Origin of the sequence: Georgenia daeguensis, from assembly GCF_039537705.1 — a bacterium.
GTDB lineage: Bacteria > Actinomycetota > Actinomycetes > Actinomycetales > Actinomycetaceae > Georgenia > Georgenia daeguensis.
The window spans coordinates 39,391-63,907 of the sequence record NZ_BAABBA010000011.1 but is presented as its reverse complement, the minus strand read 5'-3'; the positions used below and the strand labels follow the sequence as shown (position 1 = coordinate 63,907).

The window sequence follows — 24,517 nt, the reverse complement described above, 5'->3', positions numbered from 1 at the left end:
CCGGACGGCAGCCGACAGGCAGCCGTCCGGGCCGCCCTACCTCAGGCCCCCGAACTGCTCCCGCGGTTCGGGGGCGTTGTCATCCCGGCAGTAGCTCTAAGCCGGGTTTTGGGGCGACGGCGTTCCGGTGACGCCTGCAGGCCCGCCGACCGCCGGAAGAGCAAGATCCGTCAAGCATGGGCACCTTCACGGCAATTTCCGTCAAGTGGTGGTCACCCCGTCGTTCCTACGCTCTTTGAGCCGATCACGAACGACGCGGGACGTCGTCAGCGCTGACTCGGCCCCAGAGTGAATGCCGACGGAGGAGTGCACCCGTGCGTGTGACCACGCGAGTCGATGATGTTGAGCTGGTCGAGGACTGGGTCCGTGTCCGCACGGACGGCGTGGAGATCCGTCTCATCCTCGTGACCGAGGACATCCTGCGGATCCGCGCGGGCTTCGACGGTGACTTCGCCGAGGAGTCGTACTCGCTGGTCACGACCGCGTGGCCGGACAGGCTGGACGCGTTCATGGGCGGCGAGCGCACGCGGGTCACCCCGCCCCCGGTGCGCCTCGAGGACCGCGGCGACAGCTTCTGCCTGACCGGCGGCAACCTGCGCGTGGAGATCGAGAAGGACCCGTTCCGGATCTGCGTCTACGACGGCGAGGGCACGCTCCTCCACGCGGACATCGAGGGCCTGGGCTACCTCGCGGACTCCAACGGGCGCCGCTCCCACACGAGCGAGATCTCCCCCGACGACGCCTTCTACGGCTTCGGGGAGACCACCGGCTCGCTGAACAAGGCGCAGAAGCTCATCACGATGAGCCCGAAGGACGCCCTCGGCTACGACCCCCGCGAGACCGACCCGCTGTACAAGCACATCCCGTTCTACGTGAAGCTGAACCGGGCCACCCGCAAGGCGGTCGGGTACTTCTACCACAACACGTACGACTGCGACTTCGACCTGGGGCGGGAGCGGAGCAACTACTGGGCCTCGCACAGCCGCTACCGCACCGACGGCGGCGACGTCGACCTCTTCCTCATCGCCGGGCCCGCCATCCGCGACGTCGTGCGGCGGTACACGACGCTGACCGGGCGGCCGCCGCTGCTGCCCAGGTACGCCCTGGGGTACCTCGCCTCGTCGATGTACTACTCGGAGCTCGACGCCGGCAGCGACCGGGCGATCACCGAGTTCATCGACATCGCCCGCGCGGAGGACATCCCCGTCGACGGGTTCCAGCTCTCCTCGGGCTACACCACCCAGGAGACCGGGGCGGGCCCGAAGCGCTGCGTCCTCACCTGGAACGACCACCGCTTCCCCGACCCGGAGGGCTTCTTCGCCGCGATGGCGGACCGCGGCGTCACCGTCTCCCCCAACGTCAAGCCCGCCGTGCTCGACGTCCACCCCCGGCTCGAGGAGTTCGCCGCCGCGGACGTCTTCGTGACCCGCAGCGCCGACGCCGCCGCGAGCGCCGGTGACGGCCCCGCGGTGGGCGCCTGGTGGGGTGGCCCGGGCCGGTTCGTCGACTTCACCAGGCCGGCCGCCCGCGAGTCGTGGAAGCGCTGGCTCACCGAGGCCGTTCTGGACAAGGGCACGACGTCGGTCTGGAACGACAACTGCGAGTACGACGGGATCATCGACAAGGACTCCCGCTGTGACTTCGACGGCGCCGGCGCCACGATCGGCCGGGTCCGCACCGTGATGGCGAACCTCATGTGCCGGGTGACCCGCGACGCCGTCGCCGAGAAGGACCCCTCCGCCCGCCCCTACATCGTCTGCCGCGCCGGTCACGCGGGCATCCAGCGCTACGCGCAGACCTGGGCGGGCGACAACTCGACGTCCTGGGAGTCCCTGCGGCACAACGTCGCCACCGTCCTCGGCATGGGCCTCTCCGGCGTGGCCAACCAGGGCTGCGACGTCGGCGGCTTCCACGGGCCCGCCCCAGAGCCCGAGCTGCTCGTGCGCTGGGTGCAGCACGGCATCTTCCAGCCCCGCTTCTCGATTCACTCGGTGAACTCCGACAACACGGTCACCGAGCCGTGGATGTACGGCGACCACACCGCCTACGTCCGGGACGCGATCAAGCTGCGGTACCGGCTCTTCCCCTACCTGTACTCGCTCATGGCCCGCGCCAGCCGGACGGGCCTGCCGATCATGGAGCCGCTCGTCAGCGCGTTCCAGGACGACCCCGCCGGCGACGAGACCTCCGACGACTTCATGCTCGGCGACTCCCTCCTCGTCGCGAACGTCCTCACACCGGGCGCGACCACCCGCACCGTCCGTCTCCCGGCGGGCGAGGTGTTCTACGACGCGTGGACACGGCGGCGCCACGAGGGCGGGCAGACCGTCGACCTACCCGTCGACCTCGGGTCCGTCCCGCTGTTCGTCCGCGGCGGCGGGATAGTCCCGCTCGCGGCCAACCAGCTGGACAGCCTCACCCGCGACGAGGTCACAGGCCTGCACCTCCTCTGCGCGGCCGACCGCGACGGCCACTTCCTCCTCTATGAGGACGACGGCCTCACCCGCGCCCACGAGACCGGGGCGTACCGGGAGACGGAGATCACCATGACCGCCGGCGAACGGGTGGTCATCGACCTCACCCGCCGCGGCGACTACCGCAGCGCCGTCAGGACTCTCCTCCTCGACGTCATCCACCCGGGGCGGGCCCCGCACTGGGTCGCCCTCGACGGCGACCGCATCCCGCACCTGCTCCACCGCGAGCGCTTCGACGCCGCGGACACCGGCTGGCACTACGACCCTCGCCTCGGGTCCGTGCTCGTCAAGACCCCCGACCCCGGCGGCGACCTCGCCGTCACGATCTCGTTCGAGCCCGTCGACATGCTCGGCATGTGAGGGAGACACAAACCATGAGGAAACGACTGCTCTGCACCGTCGCCGCCCTGGTGGCGACGACGACGCTCGCCGCCTGCGCGCCGGGCTCCGGCCCCGTCATGAGCGCCCAGGCCACCGAGGAGGACCCGCTGGTCCTGCGCCTCGCGCACAACCTGGGCGACACCCACGTCACCACGCAGGCGCTGACCATCTTCGCCGAGGAGGTCGAGGAGCGCAGCGAGGGTCGCATCGTCGTCCGGACGTACGGCAACGGCCAGCTCGGCGCCGAGCCCCACGTCCTCGGTCAGCTGAGCCAGGGGGTCGTCGACATGACCCGCGTGAGCGCGCCGGGCCTGGCGAACTACGACCCCGGTTACCACACGTTCGGCCTGCCGTACGTCTTCGAGTCCGAGGAGGAGTACTACGACGTCCTGGACTCGCCCGAGATGGCCGAGTACTTCCGCTCGACCGTCGACGACGGTTTCGTCGGCCTGACCTACTACAGCTCGGGCGCGCGGTCCTTCTACACGGCGGACAAGCCGATCCGCACGCCCGAGGACCTGCGCGGCCTGAAGATCCGCGTCCAAGACATGCGGTCCCAGACCGACTTCGTGCGTGAGCTCGGCGCCGCGCCGATCGTCATGGCGTTCGGCGACACCTACACCTCGCTGCAGACCGGGCTCATCGACGGGGCCGAGAGCAACGAGACCGTCCTGACCCAGAGCGCCCACGGCGAGGTCGCGAAGTCGTTCTCCATGACGGAGCACACGCGGATCCCGGACATGCTCGTGATGAGCAGCGACGCCTGGGAGCGGCTGGACCCGGCGGACCAGGAGCTCGTGTCCGAGGCCGCCCGGGCCTCCACCGAGGAGCACAAGGCCATGTGGGCGGAGAGCATCCGGCAGTCGGTGGCCGAGGCGGAGGAGATGGGCGTCGAGTTCGTCACCGACGTCGACACTGACGCCTTCCGTGAGGCAACCCGACCGGTCGTCGACCGGTACGCGGAGGAGCACCCCGAGGTCGCGGAGCTCCTCTCAGTCATCGAGTCGGCCAGGGAGTGAGGAACGCAATGACGACGCAAGACCGTCTCGACAGGATGAGAGGAGTGCTCGGCGCGGTCCTCGTGTGGTTCGCCGGCACCCTCCTCGTCCTCATGACCTTCCTGGTGCTGTACCAGGTCTTCACCCGCTACGCGCTCGGCAGCCCGGTCGCCTTCACCGAGGAGCTCGTGCGGTACGCGCTCATCTGGACCTCCTTCGTCAGCGCCGCCTACGCGTTCCTCCACCGCAAGCACATGGCACTCATCGTGGTGCGGGACAAGTTCGGCCCGGCCACGCGGCGGGGCCTGATCATCGGCTCCGACGTGCTCGTGCTCCTCTTTGCCGTCGTCGTCCTCGTCGTGGGCGGCACGATGCTGGCGATCTCCGCCCGCAACGACTACTCGGCGCTGCTGGGGATCTCGCGCGGCCTCGTCTACGCCATCGCGCCCATCACCGGGCTCGCCATCACCGCCGCACAGGTGCTCAACATCTGGGAGGACCTCACCGGGGTCCCCATGGTCGCCCCGGAGGGAACTGACTGATGGAAGCTCTCACAGCCGTCGCCGTCCTGTTCGGCGCGTTCTTCGTCCTGCTGGCCGTCGGCGTCCCCATCTCCGTCGGGCTCGGCGTCGCCTCGTTCCTCACCGCGCTGGTGTTCCTCAGGTGGGACGACGCCACGTACGTGATCGGCCAGCAGATGAACGTCGGGATCGAGAGCTTCTCGCTGCTCGCCGTCCCGCTGTTCATCTTCGCCGGCAACATCATGAACAACGGCGGCATCGCCCGCCGGCTCGTCGATCTCGCTCTGGTGCTCGCCGGCCGGATCCCCGGCGCCCTGGCGCACACGAACGTCGTCGGGAACATGCTCTTCGGGGCGCTGTCCGGCTCGGCGGTCGCGGCGGCCGCTGCGATCGGCGGCACGCTGCACCAGCGGCAGAAGGAGGAGGGCTACGACCCTGCCTTCGGCACCGCCGTCAACATCGCCTCCGCGTCCACGGGTCTCCTCATCCCACCGACGACGGCCTCGATCGTCTACTCGACCGTCGCCGGCGGCGTGTCCGTCTCGGCACTCTTCATGGCCGGCTACGTGCCCGGCATCCTCATGGGGATCGTCGTCATGGTGATCGCGTACCTCTTCACCCGCCGCAACCGCTACCCCACCACCCGCTCCATCACCCCTGGTGGCGCGCTGAAGGTCTTCGTCCAGGCCATCCCCAGCCTGCTGCTCATCGTCGTCGTCGTCGGCGGCATCGTCGCCGGTGTCTTCACGGCGACCGAGGGCGCGGGCGCCGCGGTGCTGTACTGCCTGGTCCTGTCGCTGATCTACCGCAGCATGACGTGGCGGGACTTCAAGGAGGTCGTGACCCGGACGGTCGTCGCGACGGGCGTGGTCATGTTCCTCATCGCCGCTTCCTCGGGCATGTCCTGGGTCATGGCCTACACCGGCATCCCGGCGGCGATCACGGACGCTCTGCTCTCGGTGGCCGACTCGAAGGCGCTGATCCTCCTGCTGATGGTGCTCGTCCTGCTCGTCGTCGGGACGTTCATGGACATCACGCCGGCGATCCTGATCTTCACCCCGATCTTTCTGCCGATCGCCACCGAGCTGGGCATGCACCCGGTCCACTTCGGCATGGTGCTCATCCTCGCGATGTGCATCGGCACGATGACACCGCCGGTCGGTTCGGTGCTGTTCGTCGCGACCGGCGTGAGCGGGGTGACGATCGAGCAGGTGGTCCCCAGGCTGGTCCCCTACTTCGTCGGGCTCGTCCTGCTGCTCCTCGCCATCACCTACATCCCCGCTCTCTCGCTCGGGATCCCGGGTGCGATGGGGCTGCTCGGAGACTGACGCCGGGGCCGTCCACGCCGTGACGGGGTCCGCCCCGGCGCGTAGCGTGGGCGGCCCGAGGCCGACCAGAAGGAGGTGTCGAGGTGCTGGACTTCGCCGGCGATCTCATGGCGAGCGGACGCGACGTCGCCGTCGCCCGCATCGGCGGTGTCGACGAGAACATGGTGCGCCCGCACCGGCACGACTATTTCGAGATCTACGTCCTCGAGGCAGGCAGCCGCTACCACTGGGCCGACCGCAGCCTGTACCGGATCGAGCCGGCCGAGCTCATCGTCTTCCCGCCCGGGGTCGAGCACTTCTCGTACGCCGACGTGGGGGTCCGGTTCCGCCGGGTCGTCGTCTACTTCACCCCCGAGGCGGTGCTGTACCCGCACGTGCTCGACGCGATCCGGGACGAGGTCACGGTGGTGCGGCCGGGGCGGGGCGTGCAGCAGGTGGTCGAGGAGCTGCTCGCGGCCCAGGACGTCCTGGGTGACGTGTCGCAGGACGAGATGCGCCTGCTCGTCACCCAGCTCCTGGTGAGGATGCTCCGGGGCGAGCGCCGCGACGCCCGCACGGCGCCGCGCGAGGGACGGATCGCCGACGTCATCCACCACCTCCACGACCACTACGCCGAGCCGACCGACCTCGCGACGCTGGCGGAGAAGTTCTTCATCAGCCCGTTCTACCTCTCCCGCGAGTTCAAGAAGCACACCGGTGCGACGATCATCGGCTACGTCAACGACCTGCGCGTCGGCCGCGCGGAACGGCTCCTCCAGGAGACGGAGGACTCGGTAAGTCAGATCAGCGCGGCGGTCGGTTTCGCGAACGTCACCCACTTCAACCGCGTGTTCCGGGCGCGGAAGGACATGTCTCCGTCGCAGTGCCGGGCGCTGGAGAGGACGGGCCGCTCGGCCTAGGCGCGTCGCGCTCTGCGGGCCGTGCACGCCCGGGCCCCCAGCCGCTCATGGCTCGGGGCCCGGGCGATCTCGGTCTCAGCCCTGCACCACGACCGGAACGTCGTTCGCGGTGAGCTTCCAGTCCGTGGTGGAGAACGTCGCCGGGTCGATCTGGCCCTGGGCGATGACCCAGTCGATGATGAGCTGCCGGATCTCCTGCTGGGCGTTGTAGACCACCGGCGCCGTCGTCACGCCCGGGAAGTTCCCGCCGCCGGACTGCCGGTAGTTGTTGATGGCGACGACGAAGCGCTGCACAGGGTTGATCGGGGCGCCGTCGTACTGCAGGTTCTTGATCCGCGCGCCGGGTGCCTGGGCGATGTCGATGTCGTAGGTCAGCCGCGCGGTGTAGCCGGCCATGGTGTCGTAGTTGTAGTCCGGGGTGCCGTTCGGCGCGGTCGCGGTCACGGCGTTGGTGATCTCGTCCGGCGCGAACGGCCCCGCGCTGGTCACCTGCCTGAAGTACCGGGCGGAGAACTCGAGGTAGGCGCGCACCTGCTCGCCGGTGAGCACGATCCCGAGCAGGGTGTTGTCGAAGATGTACATCCCCGCCACGTCGCGCACGGTCACCTCGCCCTCCGGGATCGCCGCGGCCCGGTTGAACGGTGCGGAGATGGACAGGATCGGCAGCGCCGCCTCGGCCGTGCCCGCGAGCGCCCGGGCCACCTCGGCGGACTGGACGTGGTTGACGAAGTCCATCGCCGCGGTGTCCTCGTACCGCGAGGTCGCGGCGGACATCGCCGTCGCCGAGGTGCCGATCACCGAGTTAACGTACTCGCGCACGGTGGCGTGGTCGCCGCTGAGGATCGCGACGATCGCCGGGTCCTCCGGCACGGTGTTGGCGTTGAGCAGGTGCGCGCCGGCGGCGCTGACCTGCCACCGCCCGCGGACCTTGACCAGATCCAGGTCCATGACGGTGAGCCGCATGCCCCAGCGCAGGGGCTCGGAGAGCAGCACCTGCTTCCCGGTCTCCTTGTTGGTGACGAACCGCTGCGGGATCTCCAGGTGCGCGTGGCCCACGAGGATCGCGTCGATGTCGGGCACCTGCTCGGCCAGGAGGGTGGCCGCGTTCTCCGGGTAGGGCAGCGCGTCGCCGTAGGAGCTGGAGGTGTTGGGCCCGGAGTGGCAGGAGACGACGACGATGTCCGCCCCCGCCGCCTTCATCTGCGGGACGAAGACCTTCGCCTGCCCCACGATCCCGGGGAAGCGCACCTTGCCCTCGACGATCGCCCTGTCCCAGATGGCGACGCCGGGCGTGACCAGGCCGAGCACGCCGACGACGAGCTTGCGCCCGCCGTCGGGGTTGATCGTGTGCAGGCTGTACGGCTGGTAGACGGTCTCGCCGGTGTCCCAGTCCACGGCGTTGGCGCACAGCAGCGGGAAGTTGAGCTGCCGGTCGAAGGTGTCGAGCACGTCGAGGCCGTAGTTGAACTCGTGGTTGCCCATCGCGGCGGCGTCGAAGCCGATGGCGTTCATCGCCGCGGCCATCGGGTGGACGTGCCCGCCGGTGATCGGGTCGATCTTGGCGTAGTAGTACGACAGCGGGGTGCCCTGGATGGTGTCGCCGGCGTCGAGCAGCAGGCAGTTCTCCTCGCCCCGCTCGGCCCGCATCGCGGCGACGAGCGTGGAGATCTTCGCCAGGCCGATGTCGTTGTGCGCGCCGTCGTCGTACTCGGCGTCCTTGAAGTAGTCCCAGTTGAAGACGTTGCCGTGGGTGTCGGTCGTCCCCAGCACGGTCAGCCGGTACGCGTGCTTGTCCGCGGGCGGCGCGGCGTACGCGGGCGCGCCGGTCAGCGCGGTGCCCGCGGCCCCGAGGGCGGCGAGCTGCAGCAGCCGCCGCCGGCTCACCTCCGTGCCGAGCATCGCCTGGTGGGCGGACAGAGCCTTGTGGTCCATTGCCTCTCCTCATCGAGATACAGCTCCAGCGTCGTGCTGGGTCGACTGCTCGTGGCAGTGGGGAGAAGGTAGTCCCGGCCGTGCCCCCAATCCGCGTTTTGGGGCGACGCCGTTCCGGTGGACTTTCGCCGTCGTCCCGAGGCGCTCAGCCCAGTCGCGCGGCGGCACCCACGCCGTCGACGGCGCCGAGTCGTGCTCCGAGCCAGCGGATCTGGCGCCCGAGCTGCTCGGCGGCGCCGCCCTCGTGGCCGTTGAACGGGTAGACCACGATCTCCTTGTCGGTGCCGTCCGCCGGCTGCCCGTAGTGGTTGTAGGCGGCGAACACGGTGGACGGCGGGCACGTGACGTCCATCAGCGCCACGGAGACCAGCGCCGGCGCGCTGGCGCGGCGGGCGAAATTGACCCCGTCGAGGTAGGACAGCGTGCGGAACGCCTGCTCGACGTCACCCCGGTGGACGGCGAGGTAGGCGCTCACCTCGGAGTACGGCCGCGCGTCGGTGAGCTCGACCGCCCGGCGCATGTGGCACAGGAACGGCACGTCGGCCATGACCGCCGCGACGTCGGGCACCAGCCCGGCCACCGCGAGCGCCAGGCCCCCGCCCTGGCTGACACCCGTCACCGCCACCCGCGCCGGGTCGACCCCCGCGACCGTCCGCACCGCGTCGACCGCCCGGACCGCGTCGGTGAAGACCCGGCGGTAGTAGTGCTCGGCCGGGTCCAGCAGACCGCGGGTCAGGAAGCCGGGGAACGCCGGGCCCGCCCCGACCGGGTCCGGCGTGTCCCCGCCGGTGCCCCAGGCGCTGCCCTGGCCGCGGGTGTCCATGAGGAGGTGGACGTAGCCCGCGGCAGCCCAGGCCAGCCGCTCGTGCGGCAGCCCGCGGCCGCCGCCGTAACCCAGGTACTCGACGACAGCCGGCAGCGGCCCGGCCTCCCCCGCCGGGCGGGTCAGCCAGCCTCGCACCGGGTGGCCACCGAACCCGGGGAACGTGACGTCGTAGGTCTCGACGAGCGTCAGCCCGGTGTCGACGGGCTCGAGTCGCACGTCGAGGTCGAACGCTCGCGCCTCGGCGAGCGTCCCGGCCCAGAACTCGTCGAAGCCCTCAGGGTCGGGCACGTCCGGGAGGTACGTCTCGAGCTGGGCCAGGGGCAGGTCGTACAGGGGCACGTGGATCTCCGGGGTGCAGGTAGGCGGCAGGATCTGCGGACGGACTCGCTCCCCATCCTGGCAGGGCGCGGACGGGAGAACTGAGGTGGTTGCGGTCAGCGGTCGTGAGCGCGACGGTGAGCTCGGCCGGAGGCGAGCCGGCCAGCCGGCCGGTGCGACTGTCAGGCCCGTGACATTTTTGTGACACGCCGTCGGTAACCTTGACGCAGCGGCGCGCGCCGCCCTCCCCCTGGATCAACGACGAAGGACCCCACCCTCATGTCTGCACCCATCCCCCCGCCGCCCGCCGGCAGCCAGCCCTCTTACATCCCGCCGAGCGAGAACCAGCAGAACCCCTACACGCCGGCAGGGCCGCCGCACGGCCAGCAGTCCGGGCAGCCGGGCGTGCAGCCGTACGGACAGCCCGCCGACCAGCAGTACGCCCAGCAGTACGGACAGCCCTACGGCCAGACCGCGCCCTTCCCCGGTGGCCAGCGCCCCTCGAGCGGCCTGGCGATCGCGGCGCTCGTCGTCGGCGTCATCTCGTTCGTCCTCGCCTGGATCCCGGTGATCAACGTCGTCTCGATCCTCGGCGGCATCGCCGCGCTGATCCTCGGGATCGTCGCGCTGCGCAAGGCCAACCGCGGCGTCGCCGGCGGCAAGGGCCTGGCCATCGCCGGCACCGTGCTCGGCGGCGTCTCGCTCGTCATCTCCATCGTCATGAACGTCTTCCTCGGCGTGGCGATCGACGAGGCGATCAACAGCGCGGAGAGCGCCGCCCCGACCGTCGCGGCCCCGGTCCAGCCGGCCGAGGCCGAGGAGACCGCGGGCGACGAGCAGACGGTCGACACCGAGGAGCCGGCCGCCGCACCCGGCGGCCTCCTCCCCCTCGGTGAGGCCGCCGAGGTCGGCGACTACACGATCGCCGTCACCGGGCTGAACCTGAACGCCGACGAGGTGATCGCCGCGGCGGACGCGACGAACCCGGCGCCGGACGGTCAGTACGTCCTTGCCGAGGTCTCCGTGGTCTACAACGGCACGGAGGAGGGCAACCCCTGGATGGACCTGTCCTACATCCTTCAGGGCTCCGACGCCGCCGAGTACGACGACGGCACCTGCATGGCCATCGAGCCGAACTCCGTGGTCAACGTGCCGGCGCTCGCCACCGGCGACGCCGCGGACTACCAGGTGTGCCTGGACGTCCCGGCCGAGGCGATCGAGGGCGGCAGCTTCGCCATCGAGCCGCTGTTCTCCCTCGACGCGGCCGAGCGGGCCGTCTGGGAGATCCGCTGATCTGATGCGGCGGCCGCTCGGCCGCCAGAGGACGAGGCGCCGGAGGACTTCCTCCGGCGCCTCGTTCTGTCCGGACACCGGGCGGCGACCCTCCGTGCCTTGCGCCCGTCCGGCGGCGGGGCAGTGCCCCGGGCCCCGACGACGACCTGCAACCGGTCGCACTTACCGTGCGAGGAGCGGTCACGAACCGGACACGACCACCTGAAACGCTTGACGAACCGCCCAGAATCCGATTTCCTGGCCACACCGGCTCGACGAGCAACGACGACGTCACACACCACCCACAGGGACGAGCCCCCCACGATCACGCGACCGTGGGCAAGCACTGACATCGCCTGCAAGCGATTGCAGGCATTCGAGACGGATCATCAGATCCACCACGAGGGGACAGCAATGAAGCGCAGAACAGCAACGACGCTCTCTACCGCCGCCGTCCTGGCACTGGCGCTGGGCGCGTGCTCAGGCGCCGACGGCGCGAACGAGGCGCCCACGAGCGCCGACCCGGCCGAGGTGGAGGGGAGCGTCACCTTCTGGACCTACCCCATCGGCACCACCGGGGAGGGCGACTGGTGGGGGCCCCACGTCGAGGCCTTCAACGAGATCTACCCGAACGTCGACGTCGAGGTCATCGTCCAGCCGTGGACGAACCGCGAGGAGACGCTCGTGACCTCGATCGCCGGCGGCCAGGGGCCCGACGTCGTCTACTTCAACCCGGACTTCATCCCGAAGTTCGTCGAGGAGGGCGTCCTCATGCCGATGGACGACGTCGTCGACCCCGAGTCCTTCGTCCCCGCCTCGCTCGAGGCGATGACCTGGGAGGACTCGGTCTACAGCGTCCCGCTCCTCATGCAGATCCAGACCAGCTACTGCAACACCGAGGTCCTCGCTGCGGCGGGCGTCGAGAAGTGCCCGACGACGTGGGACGAGCTCGCCGAGGCCGGGCCTGCCGTCAAGGACGCCGGCTTCTACCTCACCGAGTACACGGGCGCGCTCGACATGACCCTCAACCACACCTTCTACCTCTACCTGTGGCAGGCGGGCGGTGAGGTCCTCTCCGAGGACATGACCGAGGCGACCTTCAACGGCCCCGAGGGCCTCGAGGCCCTGGAGTTCATCAAGCAGATGGTGGACGAGGGCTGGGTGCCCCAGCAGGCGCTCACCTCGGCCGACCCGTTCGAGCAGACGGAGGTCGGGAAGGCCCAGGTCGCCTACGTCATGGGCTCGAACCTCACCACCACCCGTGAGGTCGTCAACCCGGACGTGATCGAGACCGTCCCGCCGATGACCGGCGCGGAGCAGGTCGCCTCCGGCTCGGTCGGCGGTCTGTCGGTGCTCAACACCGCTGAGTCGCCCGAGGCGGCGCTGGCCTGGGTCGAGTACGTCACCGGGAAGGAGTTCGCCGAGACCTTCCTCGCCGAGACCGGCTACCTGCCCCCGCGCACGGACGTCACGGGGCTGTTCGAGGACGACCCGCAGACCGCGGGTGGCCTCGAGTACCTCGACACGATCCGCGTGGGCGTCATGCACCCGAACGCGCGGCAGCTCATCGACACGATCAGCCCGCACATCCAGTCGGCCCTGCTCGGCAAGGCCGAGCCGCAGGCCGCGCTCGATGCAGCGGCCGCCGAGGTGAACGAGATCCTCGCCCGCAGCGGCAGCTGACCCACGGCCTGGGCGGGGCACGCCCGCGGCGCGCCCCGCCCAGGCACCTCGAGAAAGGTTTCACTGTGGCGACACTCGCCCTGCCCACGCGGGCGGAACGGGACGGCGACAAGCAGCGACGCTCCGTCCTGAAGTCGAACGGCGCCCTCGTCGCGTACGTCTTCATCCTTCCGTACGTCGTCTTCTTCCTGGCGTTCCGCATCCTGCCCGCGATCTACGCCGCGGTGCTCAGCTTCGCCAAGTACGGCCTGTCCGGGAACGTGGGCTTCGTCGGCCTCGACAACTACGCGCGCCTTCTCGCCGACGACCTCTTCTGGAACTCGCTGCGGGTGACCGGGGTCTACACGGTCCTCGCCATCCCGCTCACGGTCGCCATCTCGCTGGCCGTGGCCACCCTGTGCAACCGCACCCTGCGGGGAATGAGCATCTACCGGACCATCTTCTTCCTGCCTGTCGTCACCTCTCCCGTCATGTCCGGCATCATCTGGGTCTGGATCTTCAGCCAGAACGGTCCGCTCACCTGGTTCCTCAACACGCTGCACCTGCCGGCCCCCGCCTGGCTGCAGAGCGAGATCTTCGTCCTCCCGGCGCTCGCCATCGTCAGCGCCTGGTCGAACTTCGGCTACGACATGCTCATCCTGCTCGCCGGCATGCTCGCGATCCCGAGGGAGTACTACGAGGCCGCCGAGCTGGACGGGACCTCCGGCTGGCAGCGCTTCCGCCACATCACCCTGCCGCTCCTCAAGCCGGCGCTGTTCTTCGTCGTCGTGCTGGAGATCATCCGCTCGTTCCAGGTCTTCGACACGATCTTCGTCATGACCGGCGGTGGTCCGGTCCGCGCGAGCTACTCCCTGACGTTCCTCATCTACGACCAGGGCTTCGGGTACTTCGACTTCGGCTACGCCAGCGCCGCGGGAATGGTGCTCCTCGTCATCACCCTCGTCGTCTCCCTCGCCCAGCGCCGCCTCCTGGGAAGGAGCTCGTCATGACCGCCGTCGCGACCCCCGAGACAAGGACCGCGTCCCGCCCGAGCCCGGCTGCGCCGCGCGCGCCGCGGCTCACCCGGCACCAGCGTGGGCGCCTGTACCACCTGCCGCTGGCGATCGGTGCGCTGCTCACGGCGTTCCCGTTCTACGCGATGCTCGCCCTCTCGGTGCAGCCGGGTCAGGCCGTGCGCCTGCCGGACTCGCTGCTGCCGAGCAGCATCTCCTTCGACGCCTACAGCAGGGCCCTGGGCAGCAGCTCGGTGCCGACCTGGGCGATCAACTCGACGATCTACTCGGTCGTCTCGGTGGTTCTCGTCCTGCTCTTCGCCTCGATGGCCGGCTACGCCTTCGCGAAGAAGCGCTTCTTCGGCCGGGAGCTGATCTTCTGGGTCTTCGTGGCGATGATGATGGTGCCCCACCACCTGACGCTCATCCCCCAGTTCATCCTGGTCTCCGAGCTCGGGGGCCTGGACACCATGTGGGGCCTCATCGTGCCGACGATCGCCAACGCCCAGGCGATGTTCCTCATGCGCCAGTTCATCCAGGACATCCCTGACGAGCTCATCGAGGCGGCCCGCATCGACGGCGCCGGCGAGTTCCGGATCTACTGGTCGATCATCCTGCCCCAGACCAAGCCGATCATGGCCACGCTCGGCACGTTCGTCTTCCTGTGGCACTGGAACGACTTCCTGTGGCCGTTGGTCTCGCAGCGATCACCGGACAACTACGTCCTCACGGTGGGTCTGAACACCCTGCAGGAGCAGCAGGTCCCCCTCGCGACCATCATGGCGGCCGCCGTCGTCACGTTCATCCCGGCGCTGATCGTCTTCATCCTGCTGCAGAAGTACTTCGTCCGCGGCGTGATGATGAGCGGGCTGAAGTAATGCCGAGGATGGACCTCCCGCCCGAGGAGCTGGAGGCCTATCTGCCCGCACGCACGGAGCCCGCAGACTTCGACCACTTCTGGCGCCGCAGCGTCGAGGAGTCGCGGGCGGCCGGGACCGGCGCCACGTTCACGCGAGTCGACGCCGGGCTCGAGGTCTTCGACGTCTACGACGTCTCCTTCCCCGGCTTCGGCGGCGATCCGGTGGCCGCGTGGCTCGTCACGCCGCGCGGACCGGCCGGCCCGCTGCCGTGCGTGGTGCAGTACCTCGGCTACGGCGGCGGACGTGGCTTCCCGTTCGAGCGGACGCTGTGGGCCTCGGCCGGCTACGCCCACCTCGTCATGGACAACCGCGGGCAGGGTGCGAGCCTCGGCTCGGCGGGCGCCACGGCCGACAGCGGCTCCAGCGCCGGCGCCCAGGCCGTGGGCTACTCGACCCGCGGGATCCTCGATCCCGAGCACTTCTACTTCCGTCGTCTCTACACCGACGGCGTCCGCGCCGTCGACGCCGTGCGGGAGCACCCGGACGTCGACCCCGACCGGATCGTGGTGGCCGGGGGCAGCCTCGGCGGCGGCACCGCCCTGGCGGTCGCGGGTCTCGCACAGGGGCTCGCGGGGGCGCTCGTCGACGTCCCCGCGCTGTGCCACCCGAGGCGGGCGATGGAGGTGGTCGAGGGCAACACCTACCGGGAGATCTGGACCTTCCTGCGCACGCACCGCGACCGCGCCGACGACGTGTTCCGGACGCTCTCCTACGTCGACGGCATGAACTTCGCCGTCCGCGCCACCGTCCCGGCACGGTTCTCGGTGGCGCTGATGGACGACGTCGTCCCCTCCTCGTCCGTCTACGCCGCCTACAACCACTACGCCGGGCGCAAGAGCATCGACGTGTGGCCCTACAACCGGCACGAGGCGGGCGGGCCGTACCAGTCCTCCAACCAGCTGCGGTTCGTCCGCGAGCTCCTCGCCACGGTCCCCGCGGCCGCCTGAAGGGCACGGATCATGGCCGTCAAGCTGCGCGACGTCGCGCGCCACGCCGGCGTGTCGGCCCCCACGGCCTCGCGCGTGCTCTCGGGCAGCGACTACCCCGTGGCCCCGGAGCTGCGCGAGCGCGTGGAGCGGGCCGCGCGCGAGCTGGACTACGTCCCCAACGCGCAGGCGCGGGCGCTGCTGCGCGGCAACGAGGGCACCGTCGGCGTCCTCGTCGGCGAGGTCGACGACCCGTACTTCTCCGAGATCGTCAACGGCATCCAGGAGGTCGCCGCCGCGCGCCACCTGCTGGTCACCATCTGCCACACCCACCGCGACGTCGACCGCGAGCTCGAGTACTTCCGGCTGCTCCAGGCCCACCGCACGGGCATCGTGATCATCGCCGGGTCCGGGCTCACCGACGAGCACTACACCTCGGCGATGGCCACCCGGAGCCGCTCCTTCGAGGCGGCCGGCGGCCGCGTCGTCGCGATCGGCCAGGCGCAGTTCGACGTCGACCGGGTGCTCGCCGACAACCGCTCCGGCGCCCGCCGGCTCGGCGCCCACCTCGTGAGCCTCGGCCACCGCGAGGTCGGGGTCGTCGCCGGCGACCCCGCCGTCGCCTCCACCCTCGAGCGCGTCGAGGGCCTGCGTGAGAGGGTCGAGGCCGCCGGCGGCACGGTGGTGGTACGACACGGCCCGGCCACCCGGGACGGCGGGTACGACGGCGCCGCCGAGCTGCTCGCCCGGCACCCCGGGCTCACCGCGATCGTCGGCTCCGCCGACCAGATGGCGATCGGGGCCCTCGCACGCCTGCGCGAGGCGGGACGCGCCGTCCCGGACGAGGTGTCCGTGGCCGGCTTCAACGACATCGCGATCGCCCGGGACCTCATCCCGTCGCTGACGACAGTGCGCCTCCCGCTGCGCGCCATGGGCGCCGCCGCCCTGGAGATGGCGCTCGCGCCCGCGCCGACGGCGGACCCGCTGGTGGCCTCGCTCGGCACGGAGCTCGTCGTGCGCGGCTCGACGGCCCCGGCGCCGCGGCGCTGAGGGCACCGGGCCTCCGGCCGCATCACCTCACGCGCGGTAGACGGTGGCCCCGGCGACCGTCGTCGAGAGGACCCGGGTGGTCCCGTCCTCGCGCTCGACCTCGACGACGTCGCCGGCCGCGACGTCCTCGATCCCCAGCACGCGGGCGGGGTTGCCCGTGGCCATCGCGAGGAGGGCCGTCTCGTCGAACGGCAGGTGTTCGCCGGCCCAGTCGAGGCAGGCGCGCAGCGAGCGGCCCGACCCGGCGAGCAGCGAGGTGCCGGCGAGCGTGAGCCGACCGTCCTCGCCGACGGTGACCGCCCCGCCGACGGGCGTCTCGTAGTCCCCCGGCGGCCGGCCCGCGAGCGCCGCCGAGTCCGACGTCAGCACGCACCGCTCGGGAGACTTGGCGCGGATCATGGTGGTCAGCGTGTCCGGCGGCAGGTGATGGCCGTCCGCGATGAGCATCGCGGTCAGCCGGTCCTCGGCGAGGATCGCCCACAGGTGGTTCGGGTGACGCGGGAGGGTCGCCCGGCAGCCGTTGCCCACGTGCGTGGCCAGCGTCGCGCCGGCGTGGGCCGCCCCCCTGATCTCGTCGGCCGTGGCCGCGGTGTGGCCGACGGACACCACGACCCCGCTCGCGCGGGCGGCCGCGACGTACTCCGCGGAGCCGGGCCGTTCGGGAGCGAGCGTGACGATCCGGACGAGCCCGCCGCACGCCTGCTGCCACCGGTCGAGCTCGGCGGGGTCGGGGTCACGGAGGTGCTCCAGGTCGTGCGCCCCGCGGGCGCCGTCGGCCGGGCTGAGCGCGGGGCCCTCGACGTGCACGCCGACGATCGACGCCGCGACGTGCTCGTCGGCCGTGCGTGCCTCGGCGACGGCCCGGAGGGCCCTGAGGATCTTCTCCTCCCCGGCGGTCACGATCGTCGGCAGGTACCTCGTCACCCCCTCGCGCCACAGCGCACGGGTGAGCTCGACGACGACCTCGGGCGTCACGTCGTCCGCGTTGACGTCGTGCCCGGCGAACCCGTTGACCTGCAGGTCGACCAGGCCCGGCTGCTGGCTGCGCACGGTGGGCACCGTACCGTCAGGAGGCCGTGACGTGCCCGGACGCCCCGGCGCCCGTACGCACGGGCACGCCCGCAGGCTCGGGCACCCCGGCAGGCTCGGGCACCCCGGCAGGCTCGGGCAGCAACGAGGCGGCGGCCGCGTCGAGGTGCATGGACGCGCGCGGGTGCTCCCGCAGGACGCTCCCCGGGCAGCTCGGCGAGACCGGGCCCACGAGCGCGTCCGCGACGGCGCGCGCCTTGTGCGCGCCGAGGACCGTCGCGACGACGACGGCGGCCGAGGTCAACGCGGGGACGGTGAGCGTGAGCGCCCGGGTCGGGACGTCGTCGAGCGTGTCGAACAGCCCCTCCGCCACCTGCTGGTCGCGGGACCGCGCGTCCAGCTCGATGACCCGCAGCTGCTCGGGGTCGTCGAACCGGGCGACGTCCGGCTCGTTGAAGGCCACGTGCCCGTTGATCCCGAGACCGAGGCACGTCAGGTCGATCGGCGCCTCGGACAGCAGGCCGGCGTAGCGTGCCGCCTCCGCCGTCGGGTCGGCGGTCGTGTCGATGCGGACGAAGCCCGCCTGGGCCGCCGCCGGGAGCCGGTCCTGGAGCCACCGGCCGAACGCCTGAGGTCGGTCCGGAGCCAGACCGAGGTACTCATCCATGTGGAAGCTCGTCACGAGCGACCAGTCGATGCGCGCGTCCGCGGCGAGGGCGGCGAGCATCTGCTCCTGGGACGGCGCGCTGGCGAAGATCACCCTCGCCCGCCCCCGGGCCCGGAGCGCGTCGAGGATCGCGGCCGCGGCGGTGCGGGCGGCGTCTGCCCCCGCCGCCTCCGGCGTCGGGTGCACGTGGACACCGGACGTCAGCGGCGACGCGGTCGGCACATCGTTCATGTCTCCCCAATCGTTGCAATCGGTTGCACCATAACCGGCCCACGTTCACCGTGCAAGCGATTGCAGGCCGCGCGCCCGGAGCGCTAGCGTCGCCCTGGTGAACCCCGGACACGCCTTCAGCCACGCCCCCTCGCGGGCCCGCCGCGAGCTCGAGGACGTCGTCATGCCGTTCTGGCTCGAGCGGGGGGTCGACGAGCGGCACGGCGGCTTCCACACGTGCTTCGACAACCGTGGGCACGAGCGCACCTCGACGGACAAGTTCACCTGGTCCCAGGGCCGCTTCGTGTGGCTGCTGGCCCACCTGGCGGACCTCGCGAGACGCGGGCTGGTCTCCTTCGACGCCGATCATCTCCTCGCCGTCGCCGGCCGAGGCGCGAGGTTCCTGCGCGAGCACGCGATCCTCGACGACGGCACCTGCCGCTTCCGGGTGCACCGCGACGGCAGCGCGGCCGCCGAGCCGCCGGCGCGCAGCGTCTACGCGGACCTCTTCGCCGTCATGGGCCTCGCGGAGCTCGCCCGGGTCTCCGGCGACCCGGGCTGGCTGGAGCCGGCGGAGCCGGTGCTCGACCGGGCCCGCCGCGACATCCTCGCCGGGACCGCGCCCACTCCGCCGTACGAGGTCCCGCCGGGGCACCGCGCGTTCGGCCCGCACCTCATCCTGCTCAACACGCTCGTCGTCCACGAGGGGGCCGCCCGCACGCTCGGAGTGCCCGGGCACGCGGACTGGACGGCCGGCGAGCTCGACCACGTCCTGGGGCACCAGCTGCCCGGCGGGACCTTCGCCGAGATGGTGCCGAGCGACGCGGACCGCGGCGGCACCCTCGTCGCTCGGCACCGGGTGCCCGGCCACGGGCTCGAGGCGGTGTGGGTGGCGCTCGAGGCCGCCGAGCTCCTGGGTCGCGACGACGCCCGCCCCGCCCTGCTCCGCGCCGTCGCCGCCCTGTGCGAGCTGGGCTGGGACGGCGAGCACGGCGGCCTGCTGCGCTACACCGACGCGGACGGCCCGGGTCGCCCGTCCGGAGCCTCGGGCGGGACGCCGTACGAGGACCTCGTCGTGCGCACCTGGGACACCAAGCTGTGGTGGGTGCACTCCGAGGCGAGCGCCACCACCGCGATCGCGGCCCACCGGTACGGGGACCCCGCGGCGGCCGAGTGGTTCGAGAGGATCTGGCGGTACACGCTCGAGACGTTCCCCGGCGGGGACGAGGGCGCGGAGTGGGTGCAGATCCGGGACCGTCGCGCCGCACCGCTCGACGAGGTGGTCGCCCTGCCGGTCAAGGACCCGTTCCACGTCGCGCGCAACCTCGCCCAGATCGTCGCGCTCGGGGACGACGACGGCGGCCCCCCGGCCGGGGTCAGCCCCGCCGTCGCCGCGGCGCCGGCCCCGTCGTCCCCCGGACGGTGAGCACGCCCTCGACCCTCGCGCTGCGGACGGCCTCCCCGGCCACCACCTGCTCGAGCAGCTCGACGGCCCGCCGCCCGAGCTCGTCGATGGGGGCGGTCACGGTCGTCAGGGCCGGGGTCATCGTCCGCGCCAGGAGCACGTCGTCGCACCCGACGACGCTCACGTCCACCGGGGCGTGCACGCCCAGCTCCGCCAGGCCCGAGAGGACCCCGCACGCCATGAGGTCGTCGAACGCGAGGATCCCGGTGGCCCCGGAGTCGACGAGCACGCGGGCTGCCGCACGGCCGTCCTCGAACTGAGCCTCGAACGGCCCGAGCTCGACGAGCTCGACCTCGTGCTCGTCCGCCCACCGGCGCACGGCCTGCGCGCGGCGGCCGGCGGCCCACGAGTCCGCGGGGCCCCGCAGCAGCGCGAGCTTGGTGTGCCCGTGCTCGCGGAGATGATCGGCGGCCGCCCGGAGGGCTCCGGTGTTGTCGCACACGACGCCGGGCAGACCCTGGATGGTGCGGTTGACGACGACGGCGGGCAGGCCGCCGACCACGTCCTTGAGGGCCGCGCTCGAGGCGCGCGGGGACGCGACGACGAGCCCGTCCACCTGCGCGGCGAGCTGCCGGACGAGCCGGGGCTCGGCCCTGCCGTTGGCCTCGGCGTCCACGAGCAGGACCCCGACGTCGCGCGCGCCGGCCGCCTGCTCCACCGCCCGCACCAGCGGCGGGAAGAAGGGGTTGGTGATGTCGGGGACGAGCAGGCCGATGAGCCCGGTGCGCCCGGTGGCCAGGCCGCGGGCGGCCCGGTTGGGCGCGTACCCGAGCCGGTCGGCCTCGGCCATGATCCGCTCGCGGACGTCGGAGCGCACGAGGTCGGGGCGGGAGAAGGCGCGCGAGACCGTCGACGCCGAGACTCCCAACTCCCGTGCGATCGAGTAGATGGTCACGCGTGCCATGCCCGGCCTCCCGCCGTCGTGCCCGCTCCGGGCAGGGTCGATACAAGCTGCTCCGGCCGGGGCGTGCCACCGGTGTCGGCGCCCGGGCCGGCGAGGTGACCCGCCAGCCAGGCGACGCACGCGGCGAGCACGTGCGGCGGGACCGGGTGGCCGCCGTCGTGCGTGAGCACGTCGAGCCCGCCGCCCTCCCCCCACCGCGCTGCCGCCTGGGCGAGAAGGTCGCGGTTGTGCGCGCCGTCGCTCGAGCCGCCGCCGACGAGAAGGAAGGGGCGGGGCGCGACGAGGCCGAGCAACTCGTCCAGGTCGCGGTCCTTGGGCACATGCTCTCCCAGGTACCAGGGCGCCGCCCAGTTCGAGTGGGCGAACCCCACGCCGGGCTCGTGCGCGGCGGCGGCCGCGACGCGCGGGTCGAGGGCGGCGGTGACGAGGGTGAGCTTGCCGCCGAGCGAGTGGCCGAGCAGGCCGATCCGCCCGGGGTCGACGTCGTCGAGCGTGCGCAGGTGGTCGACGGCGGCGATGACGTCGGAGACGCTGCGCCCGAGCGGGGTGTCCGCCCGGGTGGCCGCGTGCCGTGCGGCGGCCGGCCCGTACCGGCCGTCCAGGTCCGCGGGTGCGTCGGTCCCCGCGACGGTCTCGAACCACCACGGCACCACCATGACGACGAGGCCCGCCTCGACGAGCGGCGCGGCGAAGGCGTGGAGCGCACCGGGGGTGGTCGGGCGCGGCGACGGGCGGCCGAGGACGGACTCGACGTCGTAGAACGGCACGACGACGGCAGGCCGGCGTGCGGGTGCCGGACCGAGGGCAGGCCGGGCCACGGCGCCGTCGGCCTCGGACGGCCGCACGATCACGCAGGTCAGCTCGTCACCCGGGGCTCCCAGGGTGACCTCCTGCTCGGTCCAGCGCGGGTCCAGCGGCTTTCCGGCGGCCCGCTCGGGCCCCGGGCGCCACGGCACGTCCCGGCGCCCGTCGACGCCGAGCCGGTCGACCCACCACTCACGGACCTCATCCACGAGCGAAGCGTCGCACACCACTGCAACCGCTCGCAGCCCGGCGCGCGGCTGCACAGGTGCCGGCCCCCGGCCGCCTTCGGACGGCCGGGCTGGGCCGGTGTGCGTCAGACGACGCCGGGTGCGGTGAGCGGGAAGCGGGCGAGGTCGGTGCCGTGCATGCCCCAGGTGGCCCGCCCGTCCGGGCTGATGCTGAACGTCGGGTTGTTGTACCAGCCGTTGGGCACGGCGTCGTGGAGCAGGCGTCCGTCGTCGGTGGCCGGTCCCGGCAGCTCGCGGATGTCGTTCGCCCAGTGCACCCAGGTGAGCACCCGGTCGCCCGCGGCGCCGAAGCTGCCGTAGCCGCCGAGGTCGCCCCGCATGACGATCCGCCGGGTGACCAGGTCGTAGGCGAACCAGTGGCCGCGCGGCCGGCGCCCCATGGCGTACAGGAGGTTCCCGACGACGTGGACGCCCTCGTAGGACAGCCAGGCGGGGCGGAGCTCCTCCCGCCACAGCAGCTCGCGGGTGTCGATGTCGACGGCGGCCACCTGTGCGGCGGACCGCACCGGGCCGCCGGTGGACTCCCCGTAGGTGTCGCCGACGATGTAGGCGGTGCGCCCGGAGACGGCGACATCCATGACGCTCTGCTCCGGCAGGTACTCGCGGTGGCTGTCGAACTCGCCGGTGCGCAGGTCGATGAACGTCAGGGCGCCGGTGTGCAGACCGCCGGTCGGGCCGGAGGCCACGAGGAGCTGGTCGCCGTCGAGGTCGGCGTGCATGGCCTTGGTGCGCATCTGCTGGTTGCCGAGGATGCCGAGCGGCGTGACCGCGAGGCTGGCCGGGTCGATGGCGAGGATCTGCCCGCTCGGGTACATCGCGGCGTAGACGACGCCGTGACGCCCCTCCGCGAGCGCCTTGGGCTCGCCGTTGACGTCGAACCGGGCGCTCGTGCCGTCCAGCGGGCGGTGCACGGTCATGGCGTAGTGGCCGCCGACCCACACGCGCTGGTCGCTGTGGAGCAGCATCGCCTGGGCAACCTCGGGGTAGCCGAAGCCGCGGGTGGTGGTGTCCCAGACGGTGGCCGTCCCGCCGGGGGCGACGAGCCAGACGTGACCCAGCCCGCTCACGCCGAGCAGCCGGCCGTCCGGGGCCGCGGCGAGCAGGACGTTCTCCACGTGGTCGATCGGCCGGGCCACCCTGGTCAGCCCGCCGGCGGTGACCTCGTAGAGGTTGGTCGTCAGGCGGGCGAGGGCGTAGACCTTGCCGTCGGCGCCGACGGCGAGCTGGTCGATGTAGCGGTCCTCCTCCGGGATCTCCCGGACCACGCGCCCGGAGCCGTCGGGCTGCATGGAGATCACCTGCCGCCCGCTGGCGACGTAGAGGCTGCCGCCGTGGGCGACGAGGTCGAGGATGCCGACCGGGGAGTCGCTCAGGTGCGCGGTGAGGTCCACCGGTTCGCCACCGTCCTTCGACCAGCGCAGCAGCCCGCCGGGCGCCGCCGAGCCGCCGTAGACGTAGCTCTCGTCGACAGCGATCGACGTGGCGTACAGCGAGGACGAGACCCGGCCGTAGGTCTGCACCGACCTGTCCGCCAGGCTCACCCGGCGCACCGTGCAGTCCGGGTAGGTACCGAGGTAGAGGTACCCGCCGTCGACGACCATGTCGTAGTACCACGTGGTCTCGGGCCCCACGGCCGCCCAGCGCTCGAGTGCCTTCGTCGCCGGGTCGAAGCGCCACACGTGGGAGCTGCCGGCCGGGCCGATGTACACGTACCGACCGTCGCTGACGAGGCGCTGCCCGCCCTTGCTCGCCACGGGCAGGTCGTCGACGGAGACCGCCTCGCCCGTGCGCAGGTCGAACCGGGCCAGCCGCAGGCGCCCCTCGGGGGTGTTGTAGCGGGACGTGAGGACGACCGTCTCTCCGTGCACCGCGGCCCCGCGCACGGCGGCGGTGAGCGACGCCGGGCCGAACAGCGCGGGGTCGAGCGGGGCCGGCACGGTGAGCGCGGCGTCGTCGAAGTGGAAGACCCCCGCGTTCGTGCTCGAGGAGTACAGCAGTACCGTCGCGCTCACGGCGCCCTGAGGTGCCTCGCCGCGCACGTCCACCTTCTGCCAGCCGCCCAGCGCGGCGACCGTCGTGGCACCCGACCACACGCGCACCCCACGGGCGTCCCAGAACTCGAGGTACACCGCGGCCTGGCCGCGCTCGCCGTGGGCGAAGGCGGAGCCCTCGTACGTCACGCCGGGCTCGACCGGCACCGCGTCGCTGCGCAGGCCGACGCTCACGGTCGTCCCGGTGTCGTCGAGCCGCACGCTGCGCGCACCGGAGCGCACGTGCTCCGTGGACGTTGCCACGCGCCCCTGCGAGTCGGCACCGAAGAGCTCCCACCGGGCCGGCACGCTCCCCGCAACCTCCTCGAACCCGGGGTTGGCGAGCAGGTTCGGCACGGGGCGGCCCGGCGTGGCCGCCCGGGCCGCGTCACCGAGGAACGCCGTCGCGATGCCGGCGCCCAGCGCTCCGGAGAGGAACGTACGCCGTCGCAGCCCTCCGGAGGACGAGGCACGGAGATCGTTCGCGGGGTGGTTGTGAGGGTCGTCCGTGATCGCGGCCATGCGTCATCTCCTCAGTACGAGGGCACAGATTGGAAGGAGCGGAAGGAACTGGCGACGGAGCCGCCGCAGCATTGCCGTCGTTGGCGTGGCTGTGAGAAAGGCTTTTCTTGGCGCGCTT

19 protein-coding genes are annotated in these 24,517 nt (G+C 71.9%); 12 read left to right on the top strand and 7 right to left on the bottom strand.

Annotation, left to right across the window (positions count from 1 at the left end; genetic code table 11):
* Positions 1-314 precede the first annotated feature (314 nt).
* The 5 genes from ABD774_RS12260 (at position 315) to ABD774_RS12240 (ending at position 6,601) form a co-directional block, all read left to right on the top strand.
* Positions 315-2,834 (top strand): glycoside hydrolase family 31 protein, encoded by a 2,520-nt coding sequence (locus ABD774_RS12260; protein ID WP_486327307.1) that lies wholly within the window; start codon positions 315-317, stop codon positions 2,832-2,834.
* A gap of 14 nt (positions 2,835-2,848) precedes the next feature.
* Positions 2,849-3,874, top strand: coding sequence for a TRAP transporter substrate-binding protein (locus ABD774_RS12255; RefSeq protein WP_345041526.1), 1,026 nt, complete (start codon positions 2,849-2,851; stop codon positions 3,872-3,874).
* Positions 3,875-3,882: 8 nt separating this feature from the next.
* Positions 3,883-4,395 (top strand): TRAP transporter small permease, encoded by a 513-nt coding sequence (locus ABD774_RS12250; RefSeq protein WP_345041524.1) that lies wholly within the window; start codon positions 3,883-3,885, stop codon positions 4,393-4,395.
* Positions 4,395-5,702 (top strand): TRAP transporter large permease, encoded by a 1,308-nt coding sequence (locus ABD774_RS12245; protein ID WP_345041522.1) that lies wholly within the window; start codon positions 4,395-4,397, stop codon positions 5,700-5,702. The genes ABD774_RS12250 and ABD774_RS12245 overlap by 1 nt, the downstream gene beginning before the upstream one ends.
* Before the next feature lie 83 nt (positions 5,703-5,785).
* Entirely contained in the window at positions 5,786-6,601 is an 816-nt protein-coding gene (locus ABD774_RS12240) for an AraC family transcriptional regulator (RefSeq protein WP_345041519.1), read from the top strand.
* 75 nt (positions 6,602-6,676) lie between these two features.
* Here the strand turns inward: ABD774_RS12240 and ABD774_RS12235 are convergent, their stop codons facing one another.
* Both ABD774_RS12235 and ABD774_RS12230 read right to left on the bottom strand, forming a co-directional pair.
* On the bottom strand, positions 6,677-8,500 hold the full coding sequence (locus tag ABD774_RS12235) for a bifunctional metallophosphatase/5'-nucleotidase (protein WP_486327308.1): 1,824 nt from the start codon (positions 8,498-8,500) through the stop codon (positions 6,677-6,679).
* Between the two features lie 178 nt (positions 8,501-8,678).
* Positions 8,679-9,698, bottom strand: coding sequence for an acetylxylan esterase (locus ABD774_RS12230; protein ID WP_345041515.1), 1,020 nt, complete (start codon positions 9,696-9,698; stop codon positions 8,679-8,681).
* A 258-nt stretch (positions 9,699-9,956) separates the two neighbouring features.
* Here ABD774_RS12230 and ABD774_RS12225 point away from each other — a divergent pair, with 258 nt between their 5' ends.
* The 6 genes from ABD774_RS12225 (at position 9,957) to ABD774_RS12200 (ending at position 16,520) form a co-directional block, all read left to right on the top strand.
* Positions 9,957-10,970 (top strand): DUF4190 domain-containing protein, encoded by a 1,014-nt coding sequence (locus ABD774_RS12225; protein ID WP_345041513.1) that lies wholly within the window; start codon positions 9,957-9,959, stop codon positions 10,968-10,970.
* 393 nt (positions 10,971-11,363) lie between these two features.
* On the top strand, positions 11,364-12,632 hold the full coding sequence (locus ABD774_RS12220) for an extracellular solute-binding protein (RefSeq protein ID WP_345041511.1): 1,269 nt from the start codon (positions 11,364-11,366) through the stop codon (positions 12,630-12,632).
* Between the two features lie 65 nt (positions 12,633-12,697).
* Entirely contained in the window at positions 12,698-13,621 is a 924-nt protein-coding gene (locus tag ABD774_RS12215; protein ID WP_345041508.1) for a carbohydrate ABC transporter permease, read from the top strand.
* Entirely contained in the window at positions 13,618-14,502 is an 885-nt protein-coding gene (locus ABD774_RS12210; RefSeq protein ID WP_345041506.1) for a carbohydrate ABC transporter permease, read from the top strand. The genes ABD774_RS12215 and ABD774_RS12210 overlap by 4 nt, the downstream gene beginning before the upstream one ends.
* Positions 14,502-15,491 carry an acetylxylan esterase gene (locus ABD774_RS12205; protein ID WP_486327306.1) on the top strand — a complete coding sequence of 330 codons (990 nt, stop codon included), beginning with the start codon at positions 14,502-14,504 and terminating at the stop codon, positions 15,489-15,491. The genes ABD774_RS12210 and ABD774_RS12205 overlap by 1 nt, the downstream gene beginning before the upstream one ends.
* 12 nt (positions 15,492-15,503) lie before the next feature.
* Positions 15,504-16,520, top strand: a complete 1,017-nt coding sequence (locus ABD774_RS12200) for a LacI family DNA-binding transcriptional regulator (RefSeq protein WP_345041502.1) — start codon at positions 15,504-15,506, stop codon at positions 16,518-16,520.
* A gap of 27 nt (positions 16,521-16,547) precedes the next feature.
* Here ABD774_RS12200 and ABD774_RS12195 read toward each other — a convergent pair whose 3' ends face one another.
* Positions 16,548-17,570: an N-acetylglucosamine-6-phosphate deacetylase gene (locus tag ABD774_RS12195; RefSeq protein WP_345041499.1), complete on the bottom strand. Its 1,023-nt coding sequence runs from the start codon at positions 17,568-17,570 to the stop codon at positions 16,548-16,550.
* A gap of 16 nt (positions 17,571-17,586) precedes the next feature.
* Positions 17,587-18,447, bottom strand: coding sequence for a 6-phosphogluconolactonase (locus tag ABD774_RS12190; protein ID WP_345041497.1), 861 nt, complete (start codon positions 18,445-18,447; stop codon positions 17,587-17,589).
* Positions 18,448-18,544: 97 nt separating this feature from the next.
* On the opposite strand from ABD774_RS12190, the gene ABD774_RS12185 reads away from it, so the two are divergent.
* The gene (locus ABD774_RS12185; protein WP_345041494.1) at positions 18,545-19,852 is read left to right on the top strand and encodes an AGE family epimerase/isomerase; all 1,308 of its coding nucleotides are present in this window, start codon (positions 18,545-18,547) and stop codon (positions 19,850-19,852) included.
* Here ABD774_RS12185 and ABD774_RS12180 read toward each other — a convergent pair.
* From ABD774_RS12180 to ABD774_RS12170, 3 genes are all read right to left on the bottom strand, one after another.
* Positions 19,803-20,795, bottom strand: a complete 993-nt coding sequence (locus ABD774_RS12180; protein WP_345041491.1) for a LacI family DNA-binding transcriptional regulator — start codon at positions 20,793-20,795, stop codon at positions 19,803-19,805. The genes ABD774_RS12185 and ABD774_RS12180 overlap by 50 nt on opposite strands.
* Positions 20,783-21,808 carry a dienelactone hydrolase family protein gene (locus tag ABD774_RS12175; RefSeq protein ID WP_345041488.1) on the bottom strand — a complete coding sequence of 342 codons (1,026 nt, stop codon included), beginning with the start codon at positions 21,806-21,808 and terminating at the stop codon, positions 20,783-20,785. Before ABD774_RS12175 ends, ABD774_RS12180 begins: the two co-directional genes overlap by 13 nt.
* A 104-nt stretch (positions 21,809-21,912) precedes the next feature.
* Positions 21,913-24,399, bottom strand: coding sequence for a hypothetical protein (locus tag ABD774_RS12170; protein ID WP_345041486.1), 2,487 nt, complete (start codon positions 24,397-24,399; stop codon positions 21,913-21,915).
* Between the last annotated feature and the right edge of the window lie 118 nt (positions 24,400-24,517).